We start from the raw sequence: 11,258 nt of genomic DNA, 5'->3' as shown, positions 1-11,258 counted from the left end.
TTCTGGATAATTGCACTGTTCATCTTGGCAAAGATGTCGAAGCCTTGATCAAGGCAGCAGGTGCTCGGTTGATTTATTTACCTCCCTACTCACCTGATTTTTCACCGATTGAAAATTGTTGGTCTAAAATCAAAACACGTCTACGAGCGATTGGAGCAAAAACTTACGTTGACCTCAAAGAAGCTATTGATAAAGCATTCGATGAAGTATCAATAGAAGATCTTTTAGGGTGGTTTACTCACTGCTGCTATTGCACCTCACCAGACTAGGAAACGCTATATCCATAGTTCGGACAGATTTGGCATCTCGCACCGCCCGAGCTATATTGAAGGCAATAATACCCCCCACGCCTCTCAACGATGCGCACCCTGGGGGGTTCCTCATTTTTAGGGGGCTATGCGCTTTAATAAACCGCCACTTACCCTTCAAGAGCAAGTCAATCTCCTGGTAAGTCGTGGCCTGATCGTCCAAGATCATCAGCAAGCCTGCTACTACATGGCCCACCTAAATTACTATCGCCTTAGTGCTTACTGGCTACCGTTTGAAGCAGACCATAGTACTCATCGATTCCGTCCAGGTACGGATTTTGAGGCCGTACTCAACCTATACATATTCGATCGAGAATTTCGACTACTGGTAATGGATGCCATGGAGCGAATTGAAGTATCTATAAGGGCAGCCTGGGCTTACCATATGGGCCATAAACATGGAGCACACTGCCATCTACGCCGAGAATTATTCAGGCGCAAATGGGACTACGACAAACACTATAAATCCATCAAACAGGCAGTATCTCATAGCAAAGAAACGTTTATACGTCACCTTCAGCAAACCTACGACGAAGCCTTACCTCCGATTTGGGCATTAGTTGAGGTCATGACCTTTGGGCAGCTCTCAAATTGGTACAGCAATACTCGTTACCGTCAAGATAGAAATGCTGTAGCCGCTGAGTATGGTTTAGATGAAAAGATTCTAACATCGCTACTGCACCACCTAACCATTGTGCGTAATCTGTGTGCCCATCACTCTAGGCTCTGGAACCGAGAGTTTCCTGTAACACCTAAACTCCCCAAACAAAAAGAAGCCTCACTATGCCAAACGAATAAACGCAAAATTTACAATACGCTAACGCTGATGCTCGATCTAGTGAATCAGATTAGTCCTGGCCACCATTGGAAAACGCGCTTGATAGATTTGATTAATCATCACAACGTTGACGTTACAGCTATGGGTTTTCCGTCTGATTGGAGAAATTGCCCTTTGTGGAAAGGGTAATGGCAGATCAGCTGATATGGGCAGTGGAATGATCATTGCCTATCATTCGGTAAGTTTTAGAATGTTGACCTTGAATTTGCGATCGCACAATTTAATCATTGCCTGAGAGGAATCTTATCGCACTGAAAAGTGAATCATAGGATAAGAACCTAAGTTATACGCCGAATTCCAACTGGAAGACATCATGGCCGACAGCAAAGAGATCCCTTTCCAGCAAGACATCATTGACGCCATGGCCGCCCAGGGCTGGCTCGTCGGCAAATCCGCAGGCTATAACCCCACCACTGCACTGTATACCGAAGATTTGCTAGCCTACTTCCAAACCGCCTGGCCCGATCGCTGGCAAAAGCTCTGCAAAAATAACCCCAGCGACCCCGCAGGCGTCCTCATTCAAAAAACCGTCCGCACCCTCGAAAAAAGCGGCACCCTGGACGTCCTGCGCCACGGCTACAAAATACCCGGCGTCAAAATCGAGCTGTGCAGCTTTAAGCCCGACCACGGCATGAACCCCGACACCCAGGCCCGCTACCAGGCCAATCGCCTGCGGGTAGTGCCCGAAGTCTCCTACTCGCCCCACGCTCGCAAAGGCGACTATAACCCCCGCCTCGACCTGGTACTATTCGTCAACGGCATCCCCACCGCCACCCTAGAACTCAAAAGCGAGTTCAAACAATCCATCGAAAACGCCAAACACCAGTATTGCAACGACCGGCCCGTAAAAGATCCCCTCACCCGCAAAGCCGAACCCCTACTCACCTTTAAGCGCGGTGCCCTGGTGCATTTTGCTGTCAGCCAGCAAGACGTGGCCATGACCACCAAACTGGAGGGCAAAGATACGTTCTTTTTACCCTTTAACCAAGGCACTAAAGACGGCGGCGCAGGCAACCCAGCCCCCAAGGATGAAACCACCTACGCCACATCATACCTGTGGGAAGAGCTGTTTCAGCCCGATGCCTGGTTGAAGGTCCTGGGACGCTTCCTGCACCTGCAAAAGCCTAAGGAAGAAGACTTTGATGGTTCCGTTAAACCCAAAGAGAAACTAATCTTCCCCCGTTACCACCAGTGGCAGGTGGTGAACCAGCTGATCGACACCACCCGCCAGGAAGGAGCTGGCCAGCGGTACTTGATTCAGCACAGCGCCGGGTCCGGTAAAGCCAACTCCATCGCCTGGACCGCCCACCAGCTGGCCTCCCTCTATACCGACGACGGTAATAAGCTATTTAGCTCCATCATCGTCGTCACCGATCGCACCGTTCTCGATAGCCAGCTACAGGACACCATTTACCAGTTCGAACACGCCCAGGGCGTTGTGGTCCCCATTACCCGCGAGGGCCAGAGCAAGTCAGAGCAGCTGGCCGAGGCCCTATCCAGTAAAACCCGCATCATCATCGTCACCATCCAAACCTTTCCTGCCCTGTTCGAAGCCCTGGATAAATACCCCGCCCTCGCCAGCGGTCGCTATGCCGTCATTGCCGATGAAGCCCACTCCTCCCAGACCGGATCCGCCGCCAGCAAACTCAAAGCCATTCTGGGCAGTGAAATAGACAGCGACCATTCTGACACCGAAGAAATCAGTGCCGAAGACTTAATGGATGCGGCTGTACAGGCCCGAGGACCGTGCGATCGCATCAGCTACTATGCCTTTACCGCCACCCCCAAAGCCAAAACCCTGGAACTGTTTGGCCGTCCGCCCAAGCCCCAGCAGCCCCCCAGCGCTGACAACAAGCCGGACCCGTTTCATCTCTACTCCATGCGGCAGGCCATCGAAGAAGGCTTCATCCTTGATGTGCTGCTGAACTACACCACCTACGCCACCGCCTGGAAGATTGCCCATCCCGATGCCGATGCCCAAGAGGTGGATTCCAAACAGGCCCGCACCAAGCTGGCCCGCTGGGTTCGCCTGCACCCTTATAACATCAACCAAAAAGTAGAGGTCATTGTCGAGCACTTCCGCGAGCATGTCAGCCACCTGTTCAATGGCCAAGCCAAAGCCATGGTGGTTACGACCAGCCGTCCAGAAGCGGTACGCTATCACCTCGCCTTAAAAGCCTATGTCCAAGACAAGGGCTACACCGATGTATATCCCCTGGTAGCATTTTCTGGCAAAGTGCCCCCGGATGAGGCCATCCCTGAAGAAGTTAGCGAAACCAGTACCCGCCTCAACCCTGAACTAAAGGGACGTGACATGAGGAAGGCCTTTGATACGGCTGACTACAACGTCATGATCGTCGCTAACAAGTTTCAGACCGGCTTCGACCAGCCCAAACTCTGCGCCATGTACGTGGATAAAAAACTTCACGGCGTAGACTGCGTGCAAGCCCTCTCCCGTCTCAATCGCCTCTTCCCTGGCAAAAAAACCTTTATCCTCGATTTCTTTAACGACCCCCAGGACATCCTCGAAGCTTTTTTGCCCTATTACAACAAGGCTGAACTAGCCGACGTCTCCGACCCACAGCTAATCTACGACCTCCAAAACACTCTGGATAAAGCGGGCATTTACCACTGGAACGAAGTAGACGCCTTTACCCAGGCATTCTTTAATCCCAAGGCCGCCAATGCTAAGCTTGCCTACCACTGCCAGCCCGCCGTCGATCGCTTTAAGCAGCGCTACAAACTGGCAAACACTGCCCGCCGACAGGCCATGGAACAAAAACGCGCTGGCACTGCCCTGAAACAAGCCGAATCAGAGCTAAAGGCCGCTGGCGAACAGATTGACCAGCTCGATCTGTTCAAAAAGAACCTCCAGAGCTTTATCCGTCTGTATGAATTCCTATCGCAGATTATCGATTACGAAGATCGAGAATTGGAACAACTCTGCGTCTATGCCAAACACCTTTACCCCCTTCTGCGGCGCGATCGGCTAGAGCATGAAGAAATTAACGTCTCTGAACTCTCCCTAACCCACTACCGCCTCACTAAGCGCAGAGAACAACAACTGCGGCTAGCAGAAAACCAAGGGGAATACCAGTTGCAACCAGGCAGTGCCATCGGTACCGGCAAAGCCCACGACCCTGAGAAAAAGAAGCTGTCAGAAATCATTCAGGCCCTAAACGACCTGTTTGGTGCCGAAGTCAACGACGAAGACCAGATGCAGTTCCTCAATACCGTTGCCCAGCGCATTCGCCGCCAGGATGACGTCATGGTCCAGGTCAACACCCACACCCCAGAGCAGGTGATGCATGGTCTATTTCCCCAGAGGGTAGTTGATACCGTACTAGACGCCATGACCGACCACGAAAAGCTATCGCTGGAAGTTCTAGATAACGAAGAGTCAGGACGCGAGTTTGCTTCCCTGGTCCTCAAAATACTGACCACTGCCAATGACGTCATACCCAAGTGCTAGAACAGTCCCAGCTGCTGGGGCTCGGCCTGAATTGAGGACCAGGGTAACGGCGGCACATCAATGCCTGCTTTTTCTAACTGCTCTTGAAAATAGCGTGCGATCGCAGGTGATTGCGCCTCCTTAGGGCAATGCACAAAGAAACAAACCGATAGACCTTGGGCTAACCACTCCCCCACTCGCTCTACCCAGCCCGCTAAAAAATCACGATTACGATCCAGGTCAGGATGGCTGATATAGCGCACCAGCACAAAGTTGGCTGTTGTCACTGGCAACAGAGGCACCCGAGGCTTTTTGCGCTCAGAACGCAGTTGGGGATCGTCAACGGCATCGCTCCAAGTAAACACCGGTCGGGTATCCAACAGCACTCGACCGACATTAAATGGTGCCAACAGCGAATTCAACCGCTCGGACTGCGGCGATCTAAACCAATCCAGGTGACGTACCTCCACCGCCAGCGGATTTGTAGTATGGGGCCAGCCAGCCACAAATTTCTCTAGATCTGCAAATGAGGCGGGACTATACCGGGGTGGCAGCTGGGCGAATATTGGCCCCAAGCGGGGGCCGAGTCCCTGCATCAGCGATAAAAAACTCAGGGCATCGGACAGCTGCGGCATCAACGCGCCCCCATGGGTGACCGTGCGCGGCAGCTTTGGACAGAAGCGAAACGTATCGGGGGTATTGTCAGCCCAGCGTTGCACCATCTCCGGAGAAGGAATGGAATAGAAGGTCGTATTACCCTCAACGCAGGTGAGACGCTCACCATAGAGACGCAAAAAATTAGTTGCCCGACTCTCTGCCGGGTAAAAGTTTCCTAACCATGACTTATAGGCCCAAACAGCGCAGCCCAGACGAAAATCAGCTGTCACTGGCTAGCTTGGGTCAGTAATGGATCTAGCTGACCCCGTCGATCAAGGGCGTATAGTTCGTCACAGCCACCAATGTGACGGTCATCGATAAAAATCTGCGGGACGCTGCGACGCTGGTTAGAGCGCTCAGCCATCTGGGCACGGGCGGCTTCATCACCATCAATTTTATATTCGTTAAAGGTCACCCCTTTCCACCACAGCAGCAGCTTGGCCCGAATACAGTAGGGACAGACCTGCCATGTATAGATTTCCACATTTGCCTTGACAGGGTCAGGGTTGCGGCCTAGCAAGCGGTTGAGAAATTGCATGGGCATGTCATTTGGAAAACAGAGATCTGTACTAACGTCGTATTCACAACGCTAGTCTTTCCATGGTAAATCTTTTCTAGACGATAAAATCTGACGGTCGTATCAGCTTGTGGGAAAAATTTCTACCGAACAGAGCCGTCCTGGGATATGAACTTAAACACGACTGGGGGATGATCACCGTCACAACTGGGACCAACTTTCCCTGGCACAATTAGGTCATTAAGGAATAACGCTTACTGCGGCTCCCATCTAGGTGGGAGCCCTTTTTGTATGGTTGGGCCACCCTTTCAATATCCCACCTGATGATATCGGCTCAGGAGTTTTTTCCCAGTCTGGCAAATCTTGACAGGCAGCTTTCCCAATCTTCGATAGGCTGAGGGCTGCCCTGATTGGAGTGAGTCTATGCCCGGTAGCGGCCACAGCGTTGACACAGCGCTGGCACAACGCGATCCTAAAACGATTGCATCGCTGATGCCCAAGTGGGAGTTGGCGTATGACCACTACTTTCATACCCACACAGACGGCTGGCACCATGTGCCCCAACAGGCTCTGTTTGTCGGCTCCCATAATGGCGGGCTAGCGGCTCCTGATATGCTGATGCTGATGGTGGATTGGTTTCGCCGTTTTGGCTATGAGCGTCCCATGTACGGTCTGATGCATGCCAAGGTCTGGCAGATTAATCCTGGTTTAGCACAGCTGGCCGCACGGTGCGGTGCGGTGCCGGCTCAGCCAAAGTTTGCGATCGCAGCCCTTCAGCGCGGAGCCAGCGTTCTTGTTTTTCCCGGCGGTGCCCAAGATGTTTTCCGCCCCCACCGCCAGCGGCACCAAATCCAGCTTGCAGGCCGCACCGGTTTTATCAAACTTGCCCTACGGGAGCAAGTTCCCATTGTGCCCGTTATTTCCTGGGGAGCCCACGACACCTTTATCGTCTTAGCAGACTGTTATAAACAAGCCAAATGGCTCAACCAGCAGGGCCTACTTCCTTGGTTTTTGGGCCTTGACCCGGAAGTATTCCCCATTTACCTAGGGCTCCCCTGGGGGCTGGCCGTCGGCCCCGTGCCCCATATTCCATGGCCCCATCCCATCCACACCCGCGTGTGTTCTCCCATTGTGTTCAACCCCACAGGCCGGGCCGCCGCCAAGGATAACAGCTACGTGCAACAGTGCTACGAGCAAGTTGTTGAACACATGCAAACCAGTCTCGATCAGTTAAGAATCGATGTGCAGGGTCGATCGTAAAGTTGTTGTGGGCAGCGGGACCTCAGGGACAGCGGCTGGGAGGCAGCGATGAGCCAGCATTAATTTGAGAGAAATCGTTGAGTTCTAGGGTGGCGCTGCTGTAGTAGCGTTCACCGGCATCACCTCGGGTACGACGCACGCGCAAAAATGTCGCCGGTCCCCAAGCCGCAAACTCTTCTGCCAGGTCACGGGCCACACCATTCTCAGGATAGGCTTGCCCAGCCACCGTATTACCGCTGACGCGTCCAGTCACACAAATGGCTTCGCCATCCACATAGCTGTAAGCCCCAATCACCCGATCGCCGGTTTTGCGAAAGACAAACAGCACTCCACCTCGACTGAGCAATTCTTGGTCAGAATAAAACCGTGCCTCTGCCGGACCCGACACATAGCGATAATTGCCATCCGCCAGACCAGCAATGGTGCCATAAAACGTTGGCGGAGCTGGGGTATCATCCGGGCTGGGGCTGCTGCGAGCAGCATTGCCCCCTAAGTCGGGCAGCTCAGAGCGGGAGTTAGCTCCACTCCCCGGATTTGGTAGCTCTGAGCGGGGATTAGCGCCTCCGCCCAAATCGGGCAGCTCAGCTGTCGGTCGCTCTGCTGGCGGTGCTGCCACCGCCTCAGCTCGACAAATCAACGTGTCGTTAACCAGCGCAAACCCGTCAGGGTCGTTAAATCCCACTAGCTCCCGATAGTAGGTAGCATTGGTTAGCAATAGCTGCCGCACCCGGTCTATTGCCATATTGGGAAAAATCAGTGTCCGCTCTGCAGTGAGAATAGTCTCCACTGGACCAGGTACGAATGAGCCTAGCTGCTCGTAGGCCACTCCAGTCGAGCCATCGGCTTCTGTCAGGGTGATAAACGTCCGCATTCCTAAAGGATTGGGAATGCCAGTTGTAGGATCGTAGCGACACACAATGGTAGGACTCGTCTGTGCTGACAAAGGCTGGGTGATAGCACCCGTCATAGCAGCGGTCACTAATGCCAACGAAAATACATGCTTATAGCTACCAACCATGGACAATAGCTCTTTTAGGGAAACGACTACTCAGATTAAATCCAGATTAAACCGAGTTCATCCTCAAAAGAACACTTTTATGGGGATGAGTGCAACTCTCTGCTGAGGGCGATCTGGAGACTAAAGGAATTCTATGGGTTAGAGGCATTCTCGTCGTATGCACCAGACAATATATTCACCAGACAATGTAGTCGTGCCCGCGCTGGCTATACTCAGACCCAAGAACGATTGATCAAACGATTGATTACTTTTGTAGACTTACCCAGACACAGCAATCGACCATGAAGCTTGCCAATCGTTTTGAAGTCCTCGATATTTTAGACCGGGGTAGCTACGGAATTACCTACCGAGCCATCGACCATCACCAGGCGCATCAGCCAGAATGCACCCTGCAAGAATTTAGTTATACCCATCCCAAGATTCTAAAGAAGTTTCAGCAAGCGGCCAGTGTCCTACAAAAAATAGGTACCCATGCCCAGATTCCGCAGCTGTTGGCCTGCTTCAACACAGACAACAAGTTTTATCTGGCTCAAGAAATTATTTATGGGCACAATCTGAGTCAAGAGATTCGTGCAGGTAAATCCCTGGATGAAGGCTATGTGACCAAATTACTCAGAGATAGTCTCCAGGTACTCGCCGTTGTTCATCAGCACCATATGGTTCACCGCGATATTCAGCCAGCGACTCTGATTCGACAGGCCAATAGCGGTGAAATCGCCTTAGTGGGGTTTGGTATCATTCAGGAACTGAGCCAAAGTCAGCTCAACAGCAACGGCCAGATCATTACTAAGGCCAGTGTCGGCACGGCTGGCTATATCGCCCCGGAACAAGCGCGGGGAAAGCCCTGCTATGCCAGTGATTTATATTCTGTTGGTATGGTTGCGATCTCAGCCCTGATGGATATGTCTCCTCAGCAGCTCCCCCTTCATCCCCTCACGCAGAAAGTGCAGTGGTCTAACGAGACCATTAGCCCATCCCTTGAAACCTTCATCAAACGGCTGATTGAGCCTAAGTCTAACAATCGTTATCCCACCGCGACAGACGCCCTACAGGCGCTTGAAAAAATAATCGCCGGGATACGAGTGGGGCAAGATAGCGCCATGCCCACCCATGTCGCCGCCAAAGGTCGACCCCCAACTGACACCTACTCTGCCACTAAAAAAGTAACCCTCATCCCACCGGGCAAAATTTTGAAAGTGATGGGAGCGATCACAGCCGTACTTGTCATGATTGGGTTTGGTGTCAAAGGCTATCAGTGGACCGCCCGTGCCCTGAGCGATCGCTGGGATGCGGTCAAGACGGCTACTACAGCTAAGGGCTATGAAACAGCCAAATCCAGGGATTTAGTGTCTCTGGTAGATGATGACAGTATCAAAGCCAGACCGGAGCTGGTTGAAGCTTTTTGGGAAATGGCAGCAGTGGCCAAGGAGGAAGGGGTGGAATTGCTGCCTTTGGCGGCATATATCTCACGAGCGGATCAGCGAAAGAGTTTGCCAGGCGATGCCGATGTCAGTGTGCAACAGTGGCTAAAGCAAAGTGATTATCATACTGGATTTGCGATCGCGATTGGCGACAAAAATGCAGATGAGAGTACTGACTGGGATCCAAGCTTTGCCCAAACCGATGCCTATCGATGGCTCAGGCGATATGCCAAGAATTACGGTTTCGCTCTCTCCTATCCTCAGGGCAATCCGGTTGGAGAGAATGAGCCCTGGCACTGGCAATATGCCGATGGTCTAGAATAGGCTTCAAAAGATGACAAGGATGGACTGGAAGACTATTTCTCGTTGCCTTCTAATGTAAAATCAACTTCGTCGTAGAGATCTAAAAATGAGATCTCGAAGGGGGCTTGCTCTAATAATAATTGCTGATCGTCAGCATCATATTCTCGAAACGACCAGCGTTTCTCAGCTGTTTTGACATAATGTTCAACCTGTTGTTTATATTGGTTGACTAATACATATTCTTGGAACGTTGCAACTGTTCTGTAGGCGTTGAACTTATCGCCGTGATCGTAGTCTTGCGTAGATTTGGACAACACTTCAACAATGACCGTCGGATTCTCAATCGTATCGGTACGGTCCTCATGATAGATAGGCTCTCCCTGCACAATCATCAAATCTGGATAGGTATAACGTCTTACTGCTGGTATCCATAGCCTGACATCACTAGCAAACTGTCGATAGCCTTTACCCTTCAGGCTAAATTTCAAAAAGGCAATCAGGTTGATAATAATTTGATTGTGATTGGTGGACCCACCTGTCATCGGAATTAATTTGCCATCATGATATTCACTCTTGAACGTCGCCGAGGCTTCTAGCTCAAGATAGTCGTTGGCAGAGTAGAGAGTGACAGCTGACATATAGGCTGTTGGCTTTACCTTGTTTCCAAGTCTAGTGTAGGTTATCTGTTCCTCAACGAGCGGAGGGTGGGCAACTCTGATGCAACTGCTATGGCGTTTTTCCAGTAGGGTGGGCAACTCTGATCCAACCGCTATGGCGTTGTTCAGAGCAGCTATTTGCCCACCATGCTTAAGCGAGCTTACAGTCGTCTCACCAGCATACTAATCACGTCATCGGCCTGTGGTCTCAAGATCAGCCGATTGTCCGGCACTTCGATCAGCGGGCTCCACTGGCTGGTTTCGACATAGCGCAGGTTGTGGAGCAGATGGATGGTCTGACGAATGTGGTCGGGATGACCGAGTAGGATATGACGGATAAAACTGCTTGACGGTAGGCTGCTGGAAAAGTCGGCAGGCAGGCTTGGCGGCACCTGAGGTGCCTGATTTTGGAAGGTCATAGGGGCGTTTTCCTTTAGATAGCGGATGTTTAACCGCGAAACGACAGGGAGGAAATGCCCCCAAAAAGATAGCCACCCTGCAACTAAAATCAGGGTGGCTGTAAAATGCTCACAGCTCACCAACTGCTAGTCCCAGTTGGAGGGGTCAGCGGGGTGGTGGTGGTGGTACACCGTCACCTCGCGCAGCTAAATTTTTGGGTGCGGAAAGACAGCTGTTGTCAGCTACCTATTCTGTAGGCTATCAGGCCCAGATTTTTGAGTCAAGCAGGTCTTGGTAGGACTGCAGGGCGAACGCATACATATCTTAATAATTGATGCAGGGATTGAAGCATCAGTCTTAGGATGACGATGCCCTCTAGCAATCTAGGTGCATCTAGACATGTCTAGCCCATCCAGTGCACGGCTCAAAT

Annotated in this window: 10 protein-coding genes; 5 read left to right on the top strand and 5 right to left on the bottom strand. The window is 51.7% G+C overall.

Annotated features, from left to right (window positions below):
• The 3 genes from IQ260_RS31910 to IQ260_RS19855 all read left to right on the top strand — a co-directional run.
• Nucleotides 1-269: transposase (locus tag IQ260_RS31910; protein WP_193994833.1), on the top strand; the 269-nt coding region annotated here is incomplete at its 5' end.
• A 127-nt stretch (nt 270-396) separates the two neighbouring features.
• Nucleotides 397-1,275, top strand: a complete 879-nt coding sequence (locus IQ260_RS19860; protein ID WP_193994832.1) for an Abi family protein — start codon at nt 397-399, stop codon at nt 1,273-1,275.
• A 184-nt stretch (nt 1,276-1,459) separates the two neighbouring features.
• Nucleotides 1,460-4,618, top strand: a complete 3,159-nt coding sequence (locus IQ260_RS19855) for a type I restriction endonuclease subunit R (protein WP_193994831.1) — start codon at nt 1,460-1,462, stop codon at nt 4,616-4,618.
• On the opposite strand, the gene IQ260_RS19850 is transcribed toward IQ260_RS19855, so the two are convergent.
• Nucleotides 4,615-5,484, bottom strand: a complete 870-nt coding sequence (locus IQ260_RS19850) for a DUF72 domain-containing protein (protein ID WP_193994830.1) — start codon at nt 5,482-5,484, stop codon at nt 4,615-4,617. The two genes, IQ260_RS19855 and IQ260_RS19850, sit on opposite strands and share 4 nt — an antisense overlap.
• Complete coding sequence (gene grxC / locus IQ260_RS19845; protein ID WP_193994829.1) at nt 5,481-5,792, bottom strand: glutaredoxin 3; 312 nt, start codon at nt 5,790-5,792, stop codon at nt 5,481-5,483. Before grxC ends, IQ260_RS19850 begins: the two co-directional genes overlap by 4 nt.
• Nucleotides 5,793-6,194: 402 nt before the next feature.
• Between grxC and IQ260_RS19840 the strand changes: the two genes are divergently transcribed.
• Nucleotides 6,195-7,031, top strand: a complete 837-nt coding sequence (locus IQ260_RS19840; protein ID WP_193994828.1) for a lysophospholipid acyltransferase family protein — start codon at nt 6,195-6,197, stop codon at nt 7,029-7,031.
• Nucleotides 7,032-7,053: 22 nt separating this feature from the next.
• Here the strand turns inward: IQ260_RS19840 and IQ260_RS19835 are convergent, their stop codons facing one another.
• Nucleotides 7,054-8,049, bottom strand: a complete 996-nt coding sequence (locus IQ260_RS19835) for a hypothetical protein (RefSeq protein WP_193994827.1) — start codon at nt 8,047-8,049, stop codon at nt 7,054-7,056.
• 281 nt (nt 8,050-8,330) lie between these two features.
• Between IQ260_RS19835 and IQ260_RS19830 the strand changes: the two genes are divergently transcribed.
• Nucleotides 8,331-9,794, top strand: a complete 1,464-nt coding sequence (locus IQ260_RS19830; RefSeq protein WP_193994826.1) for a protein kinase domain-containing protein — start codon at nt 8,331-8,333, stop codon at nt 9,792-9,794.
• Between the two features lie 32 nt (nt 9,795-9,826).
• Here IQ260_RS19830 and IQ260_RS19825 read toward each other — a convergent pair whose 3' ends face one another.
• Together IQ260_RS19825 and IQ260_RS19820 are read right to left on the bottom strand one after the other, a co-directional pair.
• Nucleotides 9,827-10,411, bottom strand: coding sequence for a Uma2 family endonuclease (locus IQ260_RS19825; RefSeq protein ID WP_193994825.1), 585 nt, complete (start codon nt 10,409-10,411; stop codon nt 9,827-9,829).
• 179 nt (nt 10,412-10,590) lie between these two features.
• Nucleotides 10,591-10,848, bottom strand: a complete 258-nt coding sequence (locus tag IQ260_RS19820) for a hypothetical protein (RefSeq protein ID WP_193994824.1) — start codon at nt 10,846-10,848, stop codon at nt 10,591-10,593.
• Nucleotides 10,849-11,258: the final 410 nt, after the last annotated feature.

Source organism: Leptolyngbya cf. ectocarpi LEGE 11479, from assembly GCF_015207065.1.
Lineage (GTDB): Bacteria > Cyanobacteriota > Cyanobacteriia > Phormidesmidales > Phormidesmidaceae > Leptothoe > Leptothoe ectocarpi.
This window is presented reverse-complemented; position numbering and strand designations above follow the sequence as displayed.

Bases quoted from the DNA above. Each gene is read 5' to 3' on its own strand.
- IQ260_RS19840 (WP_193994828.1), top strand. From the start codon at position 6,195: ATGCCCGGTAGCGGCCACAGCGTTGACACAGCGCTGGCACAACGCGAT.
- IQ260_RS19860 (WP_193994832.1), top strand. From the start codon at position 397: ATGCGCTTTAATAAACCGCCACTTACCCTTCAAGAGCAAGTCAATCTC.
- IQ260_RS19835 (WP_193994827.1), bottom strand. From the start codon at position 8,049: ATGGTTGGTAGCTATAAGCATGTATTTTCGTTGGCATTAGTGACCGCT.
- IQ260_RS19830 (WP_193994826.1), top strand. From the start codon at position 8,331: ATGAAGCTTGCCAATCGTTTTGAAGTCCTCGATATTTTAGACCGGGGT.
- IQ260_RS19820 (WP_193994824.1), bottom strand. From the start codon at position 10,848: ATGACCTTCCAAAATCAGGCACCTCAGGTGCCGCCAAGCCTGCCTGCC.
- IQ260_RS19825 (WP_193994825.1), bottom strand. From the start codon at position 10,411: ATGTCAGCTGTCACTCTCTACTCTGCCAACGACTATCTTGAGCTAGAA.
- IQ260_RS19855 (WP_193994831.1), top strand. From the start codon at position 1,460: ATGGCCGACAGCAAAGAGATCCCTTTCCAGCAAGACATCATTGACGCC.
- grxC (WP_193994829.1), bottom strand. From the start codon at position 5,792: ATGCAATTTCTCAACCGCTTGCTAGGCCGCAACCCTGACCCTGTCAAG.